The 18,145-nt window shown below is 62.6% G+C and carries 19 protein-coding genes; 13 read left to right on the top strand and 6 right to left on the bottom strand.

The window, feature by feature from the left end; genetic code table 11:
- Window positions 1-29 precede the first annotated feature (29 nt).
- The 3 genes from NUH88_RS17865 to NUH88_RS17855 all read right to left on the bottom strand — a co-directional run bounded on the left by NUH88_RS17865 (window position 30) and on the right by NUH88_RS17855 (window position 3,327).
- Entirely contained in the window at window positions 30-1,163 is a 1,134-nt protein-coding gene (locus tag NUH88_RS17865; protein WP_257767805.1) for an extracellular solute-binding protein, read from the bottom strand.
- A gap of 52 nt (window positions 1,164-1,215) precedes the next feature.
- Window positions 1,216-2,289 (bottom strand): ABC transporter ATP-binding protein, encoded by a 1,074-nt coding sequence (locus NUH88_RS17860; protein WP_257767804.1) that lies wholly within the window; start codon window positions 2,287-2,289, stop codon window positions 1,216-1,218.
- A 129-nt stretch (window positions 2,290-2,418) separates the two neighbouring features.
- The gene (locus NUH88_RS17855) at window positions 2,419-3,327 is read right to left on the bottom strand and encodes a LysR family transcriptional regulator (protein WP_257767803.1); all 909 of its coding nucleotides are present in this window, start codon (window positions 3,325-3,327) and stop codon (window positions 2,419-2,421) included.
- Between the two features lie 102 nt (window positions 3,328-3,429).
- Here NUH88_RS17855 and NUH88_RS17850 point away from each other — a divergent pair, with 102 nt between their 5' ends.
- The 3 genes from NUH88_RS17850 to NUH88_RS17840 all read left to right on the top strand — a co-directional run bounded on the left by NUH88_RS17850 (window position 3,430) and on the right by NUH88_RS17840 (window position 5,978).
- On the top strand, window positions 3,430-4,365 hold the full coding sequence (locus NUH88_RS17850; protein ID WP_257767802.1) for an N-carbamoyl-D-amino-acid hydrolase: 936 nt from the start codon (window positions 3,430-3,432) through the stop codon (window positions 4,363-4,365).
- The gene (locus NUH88_RS17845) at window positions 4,362-5,033 is read left to right on the top strand and encodes a DUF1028 domain-containing protein (RefSeq protein WP_257767801.1); all 672 of its coding nucleotides are present in this window, start codon (window positions 4,362-4,364) and stop codon (window positions 5,031-5,033) included. Before NUH88_RS17850 ends, NUH88_RS17845 begins: the two co-directional genes overlap by 4 nt.
- Before the next feature lie 96 nt (window positions 5,034-5,129).
- Window positions 5,130-5,978, top strand: coding sequence for a TauD/TfdA dioxygenase family protein (locus tag NUH88_RS17840; protein WP_257767800.1), 849 nt, complete (start codon window positions 5,130-5,132; stop codon window positions 5,976-5,978).
- A 22-nt stretch (window positions 5,979-6,000) separates the two neighbouring features.
- Here the strand turns inward: NUH88_RS17840 and NUH88_RS17835 are convergent, their stop codons facing one another.
- From NUH88_RS17835 to NUH88_RS17825, 3 genes are all read right to left on the bottom strand, one after another.
- The gene (locus NUH88_RS17835; RefSeq protein WP_257767799.1) at window positions 6,001-6,864 is read right to left on the bottom strand and encodes a CmcJ/NvfI family oxidoreductase; all 864 of its coding nucleotides are present in this window, start codon (window positions 6,862-6,864) and stop codon (window positions 6,001-6,003) included.
- Window positions 6,865-6,986: 122 nt separating this feature from the next.
- Window positions 6,987-7,892 carry a LysR substrate-binding domain-containing protein gene (locus NUH88_RS17830; RefSeq protein WP_257767798.1) on the bottom strand — a complete coding sequence of 302 codons (906 nt, stop codon included), beginning with the start codon at window positions 7,890-7,892 and terminating at the stop codon, window positions 6,987-6,989.
- Window positions 7,893-7,946: 54 nt separating this feature from the next.
- Window positions 7,947-9,173, bottom strand: a complete 1,227-nt coding sequence (locus tag NUH88_RS17825) for an amidohydrolase family protein (protein ID WP_257767797.1) — start codon at window positions 9,171-9,173, stop codon at window positions 7,947-7,949.
- A gap of 108 nt (window positions 9,174-9,281) precedes the next feature.
- Between NUH88_RS17825 and NUH88_RS17820 the strand changes: the two genes are divergently transcribed.
- From NUH88_RS17820 to pcaG, 10 genes are all read left to right on the top strand, one after another.
- Window positions 9,282-9,695, top strand: coding sequence for a nuclear transport factor 2 family protein (locus NUH88_RS17820; RefSeq protein ID WP_257767796.1), 414 nt, complete (start codon window positions 9,282-9,284; stop codon window positions 9,693-9,695).
- Window positions 9,696-9,811: 116 nt separating this feature from the next.
- The gene (locus NUH88_RS17815) at window positions 9,812-10,270 is read left to right on the top strand and encodes a FecR family protein (protein WP_257767795.1); all 459 of its coding nucleotides are present in this window, start codon (window positions 9,812-9,814) and stop codon (window positions 10,268-10,270) included.
- Between the two features lie 3 nt (window positions 10,271-10,273).
- On the top strand, window positions 10,274-11,317 hold the full coding sequence (locus NUH88_RS17810; protein ID WP_257767794.1) for an OmpA family protein: 1,044 nt from the start codon (window positions 10,274-10,276) through the stop codon (window positions 11,315-11,317).
- 158 nt (window positions 11,318-11,475) lie between these two features.
- Window positions 11,476-14,394: a CHASE2 domain-containing protein gene (locus tag NUH88_RS17805; RefSeq protein WP_257767793.1), complete on the top strand. Its 2,919-nt coding sequence runs from the start codon at window positions 11,476-11,478 to the stop codon at window positions 14,392-14,394.
- A gap of 9 nt (window positions 14,395-14,403) precedes the next feature.
- A complete protein-coding gene (locus tag NUH88_RS17800) occupies window positions 14,404-14,892 on the top strand; it encodes a hypothetical protein (protein ID WP_257767791.1) in 489 nt (162 codons plus the stop codon).
- Between the two features lie 66 nt (window positions 14,893-14,958).
- Complete coding sequence (locus NUH88_RS17795) at window positions 14,959-15,372, top strand: potassium channel family protein (protein ID WP_257767789.1); 414 nt, start codon at window positions 14,959-14,961, stop codon at window positions 15,370-15,372.
- A gap of 154 nt (window positions 15,373-15,526) precedes the next feature.
- Window positions 15,527-16,267, top strand: a complete 741-nt coding sequence (locus NUH88_RS17790) for a GntR family transcriptional regulator (protein WP_257767788.1) — start codon at window positions 15,527-15,529, stop codon at window positions 16,265-16,267.
- Between the two features lie 36 nt (window positions 16,268-16,303).
- Complete coding sequence (pcaC, locus tag NUH88_RS17785) at window positions 16,304-16,684, top strand: 4-carboxymuconolactone decarboxylase (RefSeq protein WP_257767787.1); 381 nt, start codon at window positions 16,304-16,306, stop codon at window positions 16,682-16,684.
- Window positions 16,681-17,424, top strand: a complete 744-nt coding sequence (gene pcaH, locus NUH88_RS17780) for a protocatechuate 3,4-dioxygenase subunit beta (RefSeq protein WP_257767786.1) — start codon at window positions 16,681-16,683, stop codon at window positions 17,422-17,424. Before pcaC ends, pcaH begins: the two co-directional genes overlap by 4 nt.
- A 1-nt stretch (window position 17,425) precedes the next feature.
- Entirely contained in the window at window positions 17,426-18,040 is a 615-nt protein-coding gene (gene pcaG, locus NUH88_RS17775) for a protocatechuate 3,4-dioxygenase subunit alpha (RefSeq protein ID WP_257767785.1), read from the top strand.
- The last annotated feature ends 105 nt before the right edge of the window (window positions 18,041-18,145 follow it).

Raw genomic sequence — 18,145 nt, 5'->3', positions numbered from 1 at the left:
GGGTCTGCCGTCCCGCACTTGACGCCCAATCAGTTGATCAGCGCGTCCACGTAGAGCTCTTCAGCGGCGATCTGGTTCTTCGCGTACCAGGTGTCGTTGTACATGATCTGCGTCGCCAGATTTTCCGGGCTGGACGGGTTCCATTTTTGCATTTCCGCCGGCACGAGCGGAGCGGCGGCCGGGTTGGCCGGGCCACAGCCGATCGCTTCGAGCCATTTCACCTGCAGTTCCGGCGTCTGCGCGTGGGCGATGAACTTCATCACCTCTTCCGTGCCGACCGGGTTGTCCTTCGGCACCACCCAGATGCCCGGGGCCACGACACCGCCGTTGAAGGTGACGGTGAAGGCACCCTCTTCCATCTGGTCCTTCAGCAGATGCGCGCGGGTCGACCAGATGTTGCCGATCGCGACTTCTTCCTGCAGGAACAGGTTCTGGCTCTCGCTGCCGGAGCCCCAGACGATGATGTTCTCGCGGAGCTGGCGGAAACGGTCGATCGCGGCCTTGATGCCGTCATCGGTGCCGAGCGCCTCGTAGACGTCCTTCGGCGCCACGCCCATGGACATAGTCGCGCTTTCCAGCATGCCGCGAACCGACTTGCGGAACGTGCGCATGCCCGGGAAATCCTTGACGTTCCAGACATCTTCCCAGCTCTTCGGGCTGTTGCCGCCGAGCAGTTTCGGATTGGAGGCGAGCACGTAGGAATAGACGTAGTTGCCGACGCCGTTGTTGTAGACCGCGCCGTCGAGCACTTTGGACTTGTCGACGATGGAGTAGTCGATCGGCTGGGTGACGCCCGCCTTCTCCAGGATCAGGGAGGAGCCGGCACCGCTGTCGCAGAGGTCCCAGACCACCGCGCCGCTCTCGACCATCGCCCGGATCTTGCCCGCTGACGGGCCGGAGCCGTCGACGGTCACCTTGATGCCGGTCTCCTTGGTGTAAGTGTCGCACATGACTTCCTGGAGGATGTCCTTGGCCTGGCCACCCCAGTTCACGACGATGATTTCCTTGGTGTTCGCCATCGCCTTGGTGCCGAGCGCCGGCAGGATGCCGAGGGCGCCCATGGCGGCGATGAAGCCGCGGCGGGTCAGAAGACCCTGCTTGTAGCGTTCGACCGCGATATCCGCGATGTCCGCCTTGGCTTCGAAATCGGTTGTTTCGGTCATTGCATGCTCCTTGTTGCTGAATGTTCAGTCTTCTTGCTCTTGCGAGGCACGCTCACTCGGCCTCGAGAATGACACAGGCATCCGGGTCCCAGCCGAAGCCGACCTCAAGGCCGGGCGCGGGATCGATACCGGCTTTCCAGGTCGGGCAGGAGACCAGGATCTGGCCCAGGACCTTGTGGATAAGCAGCACCTGGCAGCGTTCGCCGAGATAGCTGACCTGCTTGACGGTACCGGTCAGGAATTCGGAGCCGGCGGCGCCAAGACGGATGCGTTCGGGACGCAGTGCGACCTCCGCTCTGTCGCCCGCGACCTCGCCGTGGCTCGACGCGTCCACCGGGAAGGAGGCGTCGCCGGCGACGCATTCGAGATGATCGCCCGACCGGCCCTTGATCGAGACATCGAGGAAGTTCGACTTGCCGAGGAAGTCGGCGACGAACCGGGTGCGCGGCTTGTTGTAGAGCGTGCCCGGGATACCGGATTGCTGGATCTTGCCGTCCTTCAGGATCACGATCCGGTCGGACATGGAAAGTGCCTCGTCCTGATCGTGCGTCACGTAGATGAAGGTGACGCCGAGCTGGTCGTGCAGCGCCTTCAATTCCCATTGCAGATCGGCGCGGAGCTTCTTGTCGAGCGCCGAGAGCGGCTCGTCCAGCAACAGCACCTGCGGCTTGAAGGAAAGCGCGCGGGCGAGCGCAACGCGCTGCTGCTGACCGCCGGAAAGCTGGCTCGGCATGCGGTCGGCGTAGGCACCCATCTGCACCAGATCGAGACATTCCTCGACCCGCTGTTTGATCTCGGAGGCCGGCCGTTTGCGGACCTTCAGGGGAAAGCCGACATTCTGCCGCACGGTCATGGTCGGGAAGAGCGCATAGCCCTGGAACACCATACCGAAATCACGATGCTCCGGCGGCTCCTTCGTAATGTCGCGGCCGCGCAGAGACACCGATCCCTCGGTCAGATCGGTAAATCCGGCAATCGCGGTCAGAAGTGTCGTCTTTCCGGAACCCGATGGACCAAGAAGAGTTAGAAACTCACCCTCGGCAACGTCGAGATCGACGTGATCCAACGCGTGAACGGGGCCATAGCGCTTGACCGAGTTGCGGATCGAGAGGATGGGTTGGCTCATCGAGTAAAGGCGTCCCGTCAAAATCTGCAGCCGGAGCCGATCCGGCCTCACTGGTCCGCCAGCAGATCACGCCTCTTCTAAAACCTAGAAATTAAAAATCGCATCGCATGTATAATTTCAAATTATTTGTCAGACCTCGGTATGCGCCGGATCATGCTGCTTCAGGTATTCGCCGAAGAAACTCTGGAACTGCAGCGCAACGTTCGAGGTAGGGAAAAGATTGCAGGTGATACTGAAGAGATTCAGCCGCAGCGTCGGGCTGGTCGGGCGGATAGCCAACGTGGTCAGATCCCGCCCGACCAGCGCGAAACTGTCCACCAATGTGACACCCAGCCCGTTCAGCGCCATTTCCAGCGCTGTCGCGGTATGGCGAACCTCGCAGAAATAGCGTCGCTCGAGACCCTGCTTGGAGAAAACCGGGTCGATCAGCTGCCCGAGCGGCGTCCCGGCCGCATAAGAGATGTGCTTGACGTGATTGAGATCCGTCACGTTCACCCGCTCCGAATAGGCGAGTTCGTGATCCTTGGGGCAGACGCACATCATCCGCCCCTCCGCCACCGGGCGGACTGTCAGTACCGAGTGCCGCGGCTGGGTGATGGAAAAGGCCAGATCGGCACGACCGCTCACGAGGTGCTCGTTGATCTCGTCGATACTGCCGAACTCGACGGAGAGCTTGAGCTTCGGTTTGTTCTTCACGAACTCCGCGATCACCCGCGGCAGAATGCCGTGCCCCAGCGACGGCGTGGCAATCAGGTTTAGACGGCCAATGGTGCCGCCGCGAAGCTCGCTGATGATATCGTCCACACGCTTTTGCTGCATGAAGAGATATTGCGCTTCCTGCGCTATGTGCTGGGCTTCCCGCGTCGGGATCAGACGCCCGCGCTCCCGCACGAAGAGCGGGAAACCGATCAAATCCTCGGTATGGCGGATCATGTTGCTGACCGCCGGCTGGCTTACGTTCAGCAGCTCAGCGGCCCGGGCGGTGGTACCGACCTCGATGACCGTACAGAGCACTTCAAGCTGGCGGGCATTGATCACTTTTTAATAACCTTACCTTATTTAATTGCCGCCTTATTTTATTTCACGGTGATATCCCTGCTGTCTAGCTCTATAGGGGCAACGATGAGTGGGAGGCCCCGCATGAGCCGGAAGGAAGTGTTCGCCGTCGCCCAGATGGGCCCGGTTCACCTCAACGACACGAAGGCGCAGGTCGTCGCGCGACTGATCGAGATGCTTCGAGAGGCTCACGGCCGCGGCGCCCGCTGGGTCACCTTCCCGGAACTCGCCCTCACCACCTTCTTCCCGCGCTACATTTACGATACTCCCGCGGAATATGACGTCTTCTTCGAGGAAGGCCTGCCGTCACCGGCCATGGCGCCGCTCTTCGAGGCGGCGAAGGATCTCGGCGTCGGCTTCTATCTCGGTTATGCCGAGAAAATCGAAATGGGCGGCACGATGCGGCGCTTCAACACAAGTGTTCTCGTCGGCCCGGACGGCAGCGTGCTCGGCAAGTACCGCAAGATCCACCTGCCCGGCACCAAGGATCCGATCGGCGACCGGGAGTTCGAGCATCTGGAGAAGCGCTACTTCGAAGTCGGCGATCTCGGCTTCCCGACTTTCGAGACCCCGTCCGGCCGCTTCGGCATGTGCATCTGCAACGACCGGCGCTGGCCCGAGACCTTTCGCGTCATGGCGCTGAAAGGCGCCGAAGTCTTCATGCTCGGATACAATACACCCACCCGGAACATCCATCATCCGGAACCGGCCCATCTGCGCGAGTTCCATCACCGGCTCAGCATCGAGTCGGCCGCCTACCAGAACGCGGCCTGGGTGATGGCGGCGGCGAAATGCGGACCGGAAGACGGTTTCGCCATGATCGGCGGGTCCGCCATCGTCGCGCCGACCGGAGAGGTCGCCGTGCGTGCCGTCTCCGAGGAGGACGAAGTGATCACACATAATTGCGATCTCGAGCTCGGCGCCTATATCCGGTGCTCGGTCTTCGATTTCGCCCGGCATCGCCGGATCGAACATTACGGCCCCATTACCGCACAGACAGGCATCGAGGTGGCGTCATGACGTTTTCGCTCGCGGGACGTTGCCTCGAGACCGGACGCATCGGCTTTGCCGTCGCGACCTCGTCCGTCTGTGTCGGTGCCAGGGTCGGGGCGGTGACCGAAGGCTGTGTCGTCTTCTCCCAAGCGCGGACCGATCCGCGCTTGCACAGCTTCGGTATCGCGGCCTGGCGCCGCACCCATGACGCCGGGCAGACGCTCGACGCCATGCGCGATGCCGCGACCGCCCCGCACTGGCGCCAGCTCGGCGTGCTGCCCTTCGAAGGCATACCGCTGCACCATACCGGCGCCTCCTGCCTCGCCCATTGCGGCGGCGAGAGCGGTGCGAACAGCCTCGCCCTCGGCAATTTCCTCGGCACTGCCAAAGTGCTGCCGGAAATGGTCCGGGCATTCGAAAAGACATCCGGCTCGCTCGAAGAGCGCCTGCAGGCAGGCATGAAAGCCGGCGAGGCGGCTGGAAGCGAAAAGGAGCCACTGCAATCCGCAGCCCTCAAGGTACTGGGCAGCGAAGGGCTGATGGACGCCGACCTCCGGGTCGACTATTCGACCGACCCGCTTACCGATCTGGCAAAGCTCTGGGAAGACTGGGCGCCGAAGGCCTCCGCCTACCGGATCAGGGCCATCGATCCGGACAGCGCCCCCTCTTCCGCCGAAGTAGAAGGCAAGAAGTAAACGTCCGGCGGAATTGATCCGCAGCGTTTGTCCGAGCGGCTGGCCGGCGCCATAGTGTGCCGATCGCGCATGGCGCATCCAGCCCGACGGAGTCACATGCCTCAAATCAGGAAACTGACCGGCTACATTGGCGCGGAAGTCGATGGCCTGAAGCTCGGCGCCGACATCTCGGCCAGCGACGCGGACATCCTGCGCCGTTCCCTGGCGGAGCATCAGGTTCTCGTGTTGCGCGGCCAGCATCTCGACCGCGCGGGCCAGAAAGCGTTGAATCTGGTCTTCGGCCCACCGATGCGCCTGCCCTATGTCCATCCGGTGGCAGACGATCCCGAGACCATCGCCGTACTGAAGGAAGCCGACGAGCGGTCCGGTGGCGTCTTCGGCGGGGAATGGCATTCGGATTTCAGCTTCCTGGCCAACCCACCCGCCGGCTCTGTCCTCAACGCCGTCGAAGTTCCCGAGGTCGGCGGCGATACGGTCTGGGCAAGCCAGACGGCGGCCTATGCCTCGCTTCCAGCGGATCTGAAGAAGATTGTCGACGGGCGCCGGGCGGTGCATGTCGGCAAACCGTACGGCGTGAAGTTCGCACCGCCAGAGAACACCCGCTCCGGAGCCTCGATCCGCATGACACGAGGCGATCCCGAAGCGGACCGGGAGACCTTCCACCCGGCCGTCATCACAGAGCCGATTACTGGCGTAAGGGCGCTCTTTCTCAATCCGATCTACACGACGCGTTTCGACGGCATGACCGAAGCGGAAAGCGAACCTCTGCTGCAGGCAATCTACCGGCATTGCACACGGCCCGACTTCTCCTGCCGGCACCGCTGGCAGGCGGGCGACGTCGTTGTCTGGGACAACCGGACGACGCTGCATTACGCGACCAATGACTACGACGGCCACCGGCGCCTGCTCTACCGGACGACCTTCGAGGGCGCCCCGCCGCAATAGCGGAGCGCTCCGGGTCTTTGGATCAGATCACGACATAGGTGCGGACCTCGATGCTTTCGCGCGCGGGCGTATCGCCGGTCTGCGTCGGAAGCTGGAAGGCGCTGTGCGGCGTGTATTGCGCACGGCCGTCCTCAAGGCTGTCCCAGCCTTTGATCAGCAGCACTTCGTCCCGGGTCATTTCCGGCACGTAGTACCAGCGCTGCTCAGCGTCATGGGCAAGGTGATAGATCTCGCCAACCCGGTCGGGGAACACCTGATCGGTAGCGACGAGGTGTTCCGGGCGGATGCTCGCCGCGTCAGCAAGCGCGAGCGGCGAGCGCTGCACCGGGCCCTTGACCGGTCGCCAGACATTGACCTGCACGATCCGCTTGCCGGAGGCGAGCAGGCGCTCGAATTCCTCGGCGCCGAACACGTCGCGTGCGCGCTGCGGCCCGCTCCTGGCTGTATAGTCGACATGGATCCGGGTGGCGGCGCCCCTGTTGCCGTCCTTATTCCGCGCGCCTTCTCCCCCGTCCGAACGGCGCGTGGCATCGAAGATCGCCACTTCGCTGGCGCCGAATTCAGTCTTCAGCAGGGAACGGATCTCCGCGAAATAGACACTTTCCACCTCGCCGTCGTCATAGAGATCCTGGACACCGGTCGGCGCGGCGCGAAGCGCGAAGCCTTCGCTGTCGAGACTGAAGCTACCCGCGGTGGACCGCATGTCCGCCACCAGCACATGCTTCTCTTCGGTCGCGAACCCGAACTCCGGTATTTTGCCGGTATAGGCCGCGCTGTAGATCACCGGCTTCTCGTCCTGCGGCACGATGAAGGTCATCGGCGCCACCACGTCCGCGGCGGCTGCACTGTTATGGCCGTAAAGCCTCTCCTGAACCGAACTCGCCATCTCTCGTCTCCTCGTCGAGTGCAGCCTGTGTGTCGCTGCGATGTCCGAGAGATGGCTTTTCAGGCGCCGGAACTCAAAAGAGAAGAATTCAACTTAACTTGAATTTTTCTCAACAATTTATCTCATCCCCCATCTTCGATGCCGGCCTCGGCCAGCAGCCAGCGGCGGACCCGGCGTGCCGGCGCCGAGAGCGGATACCCGACCGGGTGGCAAAGGTAATAGGCGGCTCCGCTCGGCCCGGCGGCGCCAAACGGAGTGACGAGAAGGCCACGTGCGAGCCGCTCTTCTATATAGGGCGCGCGCCCCATGGCGATCCCATGTCCCGCCTCAGCCACCTGCAGCCCCTGTTCGGTTACGTCCAGCTCAAGGGCATCTCTGAGATCGGGCGGTTCCATCCCGCGTGCACGCGCCCACTCTTGCCATTCGTCCGGCACGCTGCGCACCACGATCAATCGGTTCGCTTTCAGTACCGCCTCGATATCCACAGTCCCCTCAGGCACCAGCCCCGGCGCCGCGACCGGCGTCGCGTGATCGTCAAAAAGAAACGTCTTTTCAACGTCCTGCCAGTTGCCGCGACCGTATCTGATAGAGAGGTCGATCTGGTCCCGCAGCAGATCAACAACCCGTGTCGTCGGTACCAGTTGCAGATCGAGATCCGGGTTTGCTGCCTCGAAGGCCCCAAGCCGCGGCAGCAGCCAGGTTCCGGCCATCGACGTCGGCAGCGTCAGGCGGACCACCCTACGCCCCTCTTTCGGCAGGATGGCCTCGGTCGCGGCCTCCAGCTCGCGGATCGCCGGATCGATACGGGCGAGGTAGCGCGCGCCGGTTTCCGTCAGTACGAGACGGCGGCTGGTCCTATCGAAAAGTTGCGTTTTCAACAGGGTCTCAAGCTGGCGCAGCTGATGGCTGACTGCAGACTCGGTGACACCCAGGGTCTCCGCAGCATCGGCCAGACGGTCATGGGAAGCGGCAGCCCTAAAGGCGAGCAATGAGCGGAACGGCGGAAGACGGGTTTCTTTCGCGGACATTCCTGAAGTTTAACTCAAGTCAGCCACGAAGCCGAGACCTTCTCGGCACCCCGGTCAGCGGGGAACGCGCAACTCCGGCAAGGGACGCTCCACCGTCTGCCGGCCGGCTTTGAAGACCTTCAACGGCTGCGAAATCTCGGCGACCGCCAAGGCCGGATCGGAATTGTCGACCACGACGAGATCCGCGACCTTCCCGACGGCAAGGCCGTAATCCATGAGATTCATGAGACGGGCCGAACAGGTCGAGACCATTTCCAGACACGCTGCCATGGTCTCCGGACGCCCCACTTGCGCGATATTGGCATAGAGATTGGCCATCCGGATCAGCGAGCCGTCGCCGAACGGTGTGAATGGATTGAGGATATTGTTGGTCGAGAGCGAGCAGGTCACCCCCTGCTCCAGCATCCGATGCACCGGCGAGACGCCGCGCGGCACGGAATGATCGTGCTCGCGCCCCATCAGGAAGAGGTCCGTCGCGGGCAGCACGGTCACCGCAACGCCGGAATTCGCGAGCCGCTTGGCGTAATCGTCGAATTGGGCGGGAGGCACGGCGGAAAACTTGCTGACATGGCCGATCGCGACGCGCCCGCCCCAGCCATATTCGTCGGTCTTGCGCATCACGTAATCGGCATCCACCGACGATATGTCGGTCGAGAAATCGAGATGCATGTCGATATCGACATCGAAGTCCCGCGCCATCTCGAACACACGGTCGATCTGGCCGTGCGGGTCCGTGTCGGTATAGGGCGCCGCCCCGACAGAACCGGCGCCGTCCTTCAGCGCGGCCACCATCAGCGCGTCCGTGCCCGGGTTGTTGAGGAGACCTTCCTGGGGAAAGACGCAGATCTCCACATCGACGGCCCAGCGCCAGTCCGCGATCGCGCGCTTCACGCCCTCGAAACCGCGGAGACCGATTACTGGATCGACCTCGACATGGGTCCGCATGCGCGTGGTCCCGTTGACGACGCATTTCCGGAGCGCCTGACCGGCGCGCCCGGCCACGTCCTCCTCGGTGAAATCCGGTTTGATGCGGGCGACCTCGGAGATCGCCTCGGCGACGTCGCCCCGATCCGCCGAACAGCGGTGAAGGACGCAGGCCTTGTCGAGATGGATATGCGTCTCGACAAACCCCGGAAGGACAAGGCGCCCGCCGAGATCCAGCGTGCGGTCTCCATCCGGCAGTTCTCCCCCGATTGCGGCGATACGGCCCTCCATCACGCCGAGATCGACAATACGATCCGGAGCGTCCGGAAGACGTAAATTGCGGAAAGTGAAGTCCACCGAAGAACCCTCCGGAAATCGGGACGTCCCGGAACTTGGCGAAACCGGGCTTTTGGTGAACTCTATCTTTATTGCAGGTGCGAAAGCGAGAAAACTGCGGAGCGAAAAATGGCGACTGACGATGAACTCCAAACAGTCCGGGACATGGTCGAGAAATTCCTCGAGACATCGATGATCCCAGATCCGGATGGCGCCGCCGCCTTTCTCGCGCCGGATGCCGTGATTTATTTCACCGGAAAGACCCGGATGTCCCACCCACGCGAGATGGCTGCCTACAATTCACGCCGCTACAAATGGGTGAAGAAGAAGTTCGCCACCCTGGACGTCGCGCCCGCCGACGGTCACATCGTCGCCTACGGCACCGGCACGCTCTACGGTGAATGGCCGGACGGAACGCCTTTCGATGGCAACCGCTATATTGACCGGTTCGAGATCAGGGACGGCAAGATCACCCGCATCGATGTCCTGAACGACAGCGCGGAACGGATATTGAAACGTCAGGCAGGCGAGCCGGAAATCTGACCCGAAGCGCCGCCGGTTATTCCCCCGACGCTTGACGAGATAAACCCTTCCTCTTCAAATTCCCAGGTTGTTCGACCGATGGTCGGGCTCTGTATTCGCGGATTGGGGGGGACCGGATGCGGAGAATTTTCTCAGGGTTTGCGGTTCTGTTGATGCTCGTCACCGCCGCATCCGCGCAAAGTTCATCTTCGTCGATCGGAACGATCAAGGTCGCCACCGGTGACGCTTCCATTATGCGCGGCGCGCAGGTCCTGGCCGCCGCCGAGGGGATGGATGTAGAGAGGGCAGACACCCTGGTGACCGGCACCGGCGGGTCCCTCGGCGTTACCCTGAAAGACGGCACCTTGATCTCGCTTGGGCCAAACTCGCAGTTCGAGCTCTCGGCCTTCGAATTCTCCCCGCGGAACGATGCCTTCAGCTTCTTCGGAAAGATTCTGGAAGGCACCCTGATCTATCAGTCCGGCAGGATCGGTAAGATCGCGCCCGAAAAGACTCGCATCGAGACACCTCTTTCGGTCATCGCGGTCCGGGGCACGCGCTTCGCCGTCCGCGTTCCGGCAGGCGCGGGGAACTAGGCCATGACGAAACGAAACGATAGACAGACCTTGCGCGGCCGCGCCTTCGCCTTGCTCCTGGCTTGCAGTGTCGGCGCATGTGCTCTCGGCCCTTACGATACGGAAGAGCTGAAAGACCTGCCGCCGCCGGACTCGCTCTTCCTGCAGGAACTCAGCCGGCAATATGTCGAGCTCGGCGATATGGAGAGAGCCGAGTATGACTGGCCGGACACGGCCCGGTTCTACGACCGCGCGATCCGAGCCGCAAAGGGCGAGATCTTCGAGCCGGAACAATTGAGCGCGCGGTATCTCGACCCGGCCGAACAAACGGAGCTCTCTGATGCACGCACGCAGCTCGCATCCCTGTTCAGCGCCGGAGCACGCTCCATCGCCGGTCCGGAAAGCGCGCGGGGCCAAGCCGGCTTCGATTGTTGGATCCAGGAACTCGAGGAAGGCCATCAGCCGGCAGACATCGCGTATTGCCGCGCTATTTTCGTCGCGGCAGTGTCGGAGATCGAAGCGGCTGTGAAGGGTGCGCTTGTCGTGCTTCTTCCAGATGCGGACGGGAAGCTTGGGGCGGTCAGCGTGGACAATGCCGGCGGTTCCGTCCTGCTCGATACAGAGCGCGCGAGCGCGCTTGTCGCGGCCGCTGGAGCGACGCCGAGAAGCGCCGGAACCTTCGTCCAAGCCGATGTTGAAGCCGTGTTCGGTGCCGCGCTCGCCGCGAGCCCCGCCCCGCCAGTGACTTTTGTCCTCTATTTCGAGCAGGGAACCGACAATCTGACATCCGAGTCGCGCGATCTTCTTGCTACGGTGTCGGAAACCATCACCCGGCGGAAACTTCCCCAGGTCGAGATTTCCGGACATACGGACCGAGCCGGCACAACCGCATATAACGACCGGCTGGCCCTCGACCGCGCTCGGATCGTCAACAGCTCCGTTCTCGGGCTCGGTGTCCCGGCGCGCGTTGTGGCCGTTGAATCCTATGGCGAGCGTGCGCCGATCGTGCCGACGGCGGACGGTGTCTCGGAGCCCCGCAACAGGCGGGTGGAGATCGTCATCAGATAGAACGCCTGAATATTTCGAAAATCTAATCCGGTTCATATATGCGCCGCTTGGCGCTACCGTCTCCGCGGGAGACACCGACAGGGCCAGCTGTCGGGATCATTCATTGAGGGACTGCCGCAGTGGCGTTCGGAGACGCACCACCGGGCGGCCGGGGCTTAATGGAAGGCAAAGCAACAAACAGGAGCGCTCAGGCGCCGCCGGCGGGGAACGCCGTTCCCTGGCTGGACGGCCCGGAACACGCGAAGCCCGCGCGCTTTCTCCGGCAAAGCCGCATCGCCGCGTTCGCGCTGCTCGTTGTGCTTTTTGCTCTCCGGGGCCTCGACGCGGCGCCGATAGAAATCCTTCGGCTTTGGGCATTCGACCAACAAATCCGTATGCGCCCTCCGGCCACCGAGCCGTCGCCTGTCGTTGCCGTCGATGTGACCGATGAGAGCCTCGGCGCGATAGGACAGTGGCCGTGGCCGCGCCGCCATTTCGTCGATCTCGTCGCGAGATTGAAAGAAGCCGGTGCGACAATGGTCGTGTTCGACATTCTCTTTGCCGAACCGGACCGGATGTCGCCGGACCATCTCGCCGCAAACTTGCCCGGCCTCACCGAGGATTTCCGAAACCGTCTCTCGGAACTCGGCAGCTCGGACAATGCACTGGCACAGGCAATCCAGGATATCCCGACCGTAACGGCCATTGCCGCCACACCGGGAGACAATGCAGGCGGCCGCTCAGGTTCAAGGGCCGGCCGCATCGCGGTCCGCGGGCCGCCGGACCTCTCGAAGATTCCCGATATCCGCGGTGTCATCGGCAATATTCCCGAGATCAGTGAGGCGAGCCTTGGTGAAGGCATGGTCAATCTTCTCCCCGAGCCGGATGGGATTGCCCGGCGGGTTCCCGCTGTCCTCCACGCCGCGGACCGGCTGGAACCGGGTCTCGCGCTGGAATCTGCCCGGGTCGCTCTCGGGCAGACTGGCATGCTTCTCGAAGTGCGGCCCAGCCTCGGTCTTTCCGGCGTCTCCCTCGGCCCGCTTTTCGTTCCGACGGACGGCGCGGGAAGGATCTGGATCGACATCGAGCGGCCGGACCGCCTGCAGACGATCCCCGCTCACGACATTCTGCTCGACATGGCAAACAGCGACCGGATTGACGGCCGCATCGTCATGATCGGAAGCTCCGCCGCGGGCGTCGGCGAACTAATCCGGACAGCCCAGGGCGATAATCTCACCGCACTGCAGCTCCAGGCGCTTGCGCTGGACAGCATCATCACCGGCCGCACCCCCGTCAGAGACAGCGCCTTCGCCATCGCCGAGGCGCTTGCCGCCCTGCTCTTGGGCGGCCTGCTGATCTGGCAGCTGCCTTCCGCGACGCTGGTCTGGAAATCCGCTTGCGCAATCGGCCTCATGGCGGCCTTCGCCATAGTCGCGCTGATAGGACAGCGCTCCGCCGGACTGTTGCTCGACCCGACATTTCCCGGACTCGTCATTCTGTCCATTACCGGCACTCTCGCCCTTTCCGATATCCGGACCGAGATCTTTCTCCGCCGCAGGAACGAATCAGCGCTGAAGAGGCACGACGCCTATATCCGTGAGGTCGTCGATGCCAGCTTCGATGCCATCGTCACTGTGGGCGATGACGGGCGGATCCGGACCGCGAACCGGGCCGCGGGATACCATTTTCGCATTCCGGTCGAGCAGCTGGTCGGCCGTGAGATCGCGCCGCACCTTTCGGGCGACTGGGCGGACGACCTGGCCACGGCGCCTGAGGATGTCCTCCGCCACACTGCCGAGCGGGGACGGATCATCGATATTGCCATAGAGAGCGGAGACGGGCTTCCGCCCCGTCCGACAGAAATCACCCTGGCGAGCTCGGCCGCGGGGTCGGACCGGATCTTTGTGCTCGTCCTGCGCGATGTCAGCGCGCGCAAATCGGCCGAAGCGTCTGCCGCCCGCGCCGCTCAGCGCCTCACCGACGCCATTGATGCGATTTCGGACGGTTTCGCTCTCTTTTCCGCGGAGAGGAAACTCGTTCTCTGCAACCGCCACTTCCGCAAGATGCTCGGCAGCGGCGGCGAACATGCGCAGGCGAATGCCCCCTATAGCGTCCTCCTGGAGAAGCTCAGTCTTATTCGCGACCGGGACAACGGTCAGAACGAATCCCTGTGGAAGGCCGAGCGCCTTGAGGCCTTCGGCACCGACAGCGCGCCTTACGAGCTCGCGACCATGGACGGCCATTGGTACCGGGTCGAAGAGCGGCATACCGGAGATGGCGGCATGGTTTCAATCTATGCCGATATCACCGAACTGAAACAGCGCGAGATCGAACTCGGCGCCGCAAAGGAGCAGGCGGAAAGCGCCAGCATCGCCAAGTCGGAGTTCCTCGCGAATATGAGCCACGAGTTGCGGACGCCGCTGAACGCCATCATCGGGTTCTCGGAGATGCTGCGCAATCAGCCCTTCGGACCTCTCGGGAACGAGCGCTACGAAGGCTACGCTCACGACATTTCCGAGAGCGGCTCCCGGCTCCTCGAGATGATCGAGCAGATCCTGGAATTCGCCCGTCTGGAGAAACTGTCGTCGGAATTCGAGGAGGCCCCGGCGAGCATCGCCGCCGCCATCGAAAATGCGCTCTCCGACCTGAAGCCGGCGTTGCGCGGACGCCGCATTACGGTCGAGACTCATCTGGCCGCAGCATTGCCGCCGATCCTGGCCAACCCGCAGATGCTGTACCAAATCGTACAGAATCTTGTCAGCAACGCGATCAAGTTTTCCGCGGAGGCCTCGACGATCTCAATCGGCGCGTATCTCGATGAGGAGAACCGGATATCGCTTACGGTCCGTGACCAGGGAATAGGAATTCCCGAAGAACTGATCGCTCACATCACGCAGCCGTTCTGGCAGCGCCCCGGCGCAATGACGAGCTCTCACGAAGGCGTCGGGCTTGGCCTCGCCATCGTCAAATCCCATGTCGAGGCACATGGTGCAGAGCTCCATATAGAGAGCGTACCCGGAGCCGGGACCAAGGTGTCCGTGACCTTCCCGGCATCCCGCACAATCGGAGCCGGGGAAGTGGGTATTCTGGAGGCATAGTCAGCGAAGATGGCGCCGGCCTGCCGGAGGAACGCTATTACCGCAGCGGAAATGCGGTTGCCTGATTTAGAGGCGGGTGCCACTTTGAAACTGAAAAAAATGCTCGCTGCAGAGGGGTGGAAGATGAACGCGACACGGATTTCGGCTTTCTCGATGGTCTTGGCAGTTTCCCTGCTCGCATATTCCGGGAGCGGCAACGCTTTGGTTGGAAACAGCTTTTTCGAGGACGACGTCCTGACCACCGAGGATCTCGCCATGCAGAAGGAAGCTGGCCGGAAACTGCTGGAAAGTGGCAAGGAAGGCGATGTTGCGGAATGGTCGAACGCAGCAAGCAAGAGCTTTGGTTCAATCAAACTCGGAGAAAGCCTGACCTATAAAGGCAACGAATGCCGCCGCGTGGAAGTGGTGAATGTGCCACGCGGGAACGAGGTCGAGCGGTACTGGCTGAAACACACGGTCTGCAATATTCCCGGCAAGGGTTGGCGGTATCTGAACTAAGCGCGCGTTCGGTTCGGCCGCTGCTACCGGTGTCAGGCCGATCCGGACACGTCAAGTTGTAGCCCAATGCTGCTGCCGACCATCATATCGAGCACGATCACCGCGCTGACGATTGCGATCCATTACGAGGTCCTCGCCAATCTCGGAAGGATACACATCCGGATACCGCCCCGGCTCGGCGTCGTCGCCGGGGTGTTCCTGATCTTTCTGGCCCATGTGCTGGAGATCTGGCTGTTCGCGCTCGGCCTCTATCTCCTGAGCGAGTTTCACGAACTCGGCACGCTCGAAGGCGCCTTCAATGGCTCCATCTCGGACTACCTGTATTTCTCCACCGTGACCTACACGACTTTGGGATATGGCGATATCCGCCCGACCGGCGCGCTGCGGACGATCTGTGCGTTCGAGGCCCTGACCGGCCTGCTGATGATGGCGTGGTCCGCCGCCTATACGGTCTATAAAATTCAGCGCCGCTGGGAATGAACCGAAGCCTACCCTCATACATCTGAACACAGTTTGTATACATAACACTCCAAAATCAGCGCTTTTTCGGCCAAAATACGGCAACCTGTATACATACTGACTAAGTCAAACTATTATCCCCGGAACATCCAACGTGAGATTGGAGCGGGGAGGGATGACAAACGCGATCGAGGAACGGGCGCCGACACAGTCGCAGCGGGCGCTCGACGGTATCCGCGAGTTGCTGTTCTCAGGCGTGTACGCGCCCGGCTCCCGGCTTTCCGAACCCGCCATCGCGGAGCGTCTGCAGCTCTCGCGCACACCGGTTCGCGCCGCACTTGCCCGCCTCGAACAGGAAGGCGTCGTCGACGCGATCCCGTCCGGCGGCTTCGCGGTCCGGACATTTGCCCCGGCTGACATCCTCGACGCCATCGAATTGAGAGGCGTCCTGGAAGGCACCGCTGCCCGTCTCGCCGCCGAGCGCGGCATCGCCCCGTCGCTGTCCCAGGCACTCAAAAAAGTACTGGCGGAGATCGACGAGCTTCTTCAGGCATCCAATTACGCCCTCGACCATGAGCGCTATCTCGACTGCAACGCCGCTTTTCATGACCTGATCAAGGAGGCATCCGGCAGCTCGGTGATCGGCCGTGAGATTGACCGGCTGGTCAGCCTGCCCTTCGCCAGCCCGAACGCCCTGCTCATGGTGCAGCGTGAGTTGCCCGAATTCCACGCCTCCCTCCAGTTTGCCCAAGCGCAGCACAAGGCGCTGCTGGAGGCGATCGAGCTGCGCGAGGGAACCCGCGCCGAGGCGCTCGCACGCGAGCACGCCCGGCTCGCCCGGCGCAATCTCGAAGTCGCGATGAACGACGACCGCATCAAGGCCCGCTATCCCGCCCTCACCCTGGTGACGGGCTGACCCGAACAAGAAAGACCCTTGGGAGAGAAAACCGGAATGAGTGAACGCTACGACAACGGCATGAAAATCCGCCGCTCCGTCCTGGGAGACGCTCATGTCGACAGGGCCGAGGCGGCGAAGACGGCGTTTGACGAGCCGTTCCAGAGCTTCATCACCGAAGGTGCCTGGGGCACGGTCTGGGCGAGCGACAAGCTGACCAGACGCGAGCGCTCCATGATCACCCTCGCCCTGCTCGCCGCCCTCGGCCAGTGGGACGAGGTCGCGATGCATGTGCGCGCGAGCGCGAATACGGGCGCCACGCCCGAAGATATCCGCGAAGCCATGATGCATGTCGCGGTCTATGCCGGCGTGCCGGCGGCGAACCATGCCCTCAAGATCATCAAGAAGACCTATTCCGAAATGGGAGTGGAGATATGAGCCTGACCAACCAGAGGCCGGCGGCCGGCTTCTTTGCCCGCGATCGCGGCTGGCAGCCGGAAGCGCTGACCCCGCAATACAAAACCTCCGTCGCGCGCTCACCCAGCCGCGCCTTGCTGACCATGCCGCAGACCCTGAGCGAAGTGACGGGTCCGGTGTTCGGCCATAACATGCTGGGCCCGCTGGATAACGATCTGACGCTCAACTTCGCCAAACCGGGAGAGAGCGCGATCGGCCCCAGGATTATCGTCTACGGCCGGGTCCTGGACGAAGCGGGCCGCGGCGTTCCCAATGCGCTGGTTGAATTCTGGCAGGCCAATGCCGGCGGCCGTTACCGGCACAAGAAAGAAAGCTACATTGCGCCGCTGGACCCGAATTTCGGCGGCTGCGGCCGCTGCATCACGGCCGAGGACGGCAGCTACGAGTTCCGCTCGATCCTGCCCGGTCCCTATCCCTGGCCGAACCGCGGCAACGACTGGCGCCCGGCCCATATCCATTTCTCGATCTTCGGCCAGGGCTTCGCCCAGCGCCTGATCACGCAGATGTATTTCGAAGGCGATCCGCTGATCTGGAAATGTCCGATCGTGGATGTCGTTCCGCATCGCGAGGGGATCGAGAGTCTGATCGCGGCGCTCGACATGGAGAGCACCGTGCCGATGGATGCGCGCGCCTACAAGTTCGACATCGTGCTCCGGGGCCGCCGGTCGACCCTGTTCGAGAACCGCCTGGAGGGAAACTGACATGCAGTCGCTCTATCGTCTGAAAGAAAGCCCGAGCCAGACCGCGGGCCCCTACGTCCATATCGGCTGCGTGCCGAATTTCTGTGGCATCGGCGGCGTCTACGAGGAAGATCTCGGCACCTCCATGGTGAACGAGAAAACCAAGGGCGAGCGGATCAAGGTCTCCGGCACCGTCTATGACGGCACCGGCACACCGCTGAAGGACGCCCTGATCGAGATCTGGCAGGCGGATGCGGACGGTCTCTATCCGAGCCCCGAGGAGACCCGCGGCACTGCCGATCCGAATTTCACCGGCTTCGGCCGCAAGGCAGGGGACTATCAGACCGGCGAATGGGTCTTCGAGACTGTCAAGCCAGGCGCAGTGCCGTTCCCGGACGGCCGGATGATGGCACCGCACATTACTCTCTGGATCGTTGCGCGCGGCATCAATATCGGCCTCCAGACCCGGATGTACTTCCCGGACGAGGCGGAAGCGAACGCCAAGGATCCGATCCTGACCCGGATCGAGCACCAGAACCGGGTGCCGACCCTGATCGCGGAGAAGACCGGCGACGGCGCCTATCGTTTCGACATCTACCTTCAGGGTGAGAACGAGACGGTCTTCTTCGACATCTGACTAAACCTTGAACCACAGATTTTGCGGCCCGGACAAACTCTTGCCCGGGCCGCATCGGTCCCATAGCAACAGTTGGGGTTGTTCCGGGTCCCTCCCGCCGTGTAG

Origin of the sequence: Nisaea acidiphila (assembly GCF_024662015.1) — a bacterium.
Taxonomy (GTDB): Bacteria; Pseudomonadota; Alphaproteobacteria; order Thalassobaculales; family Thalassobaculaceae; genus Nisaea; species Nisaea acidiphila.
This window is presented reverse-complemented; position numbering and strand designations above follow the sequence as displayed.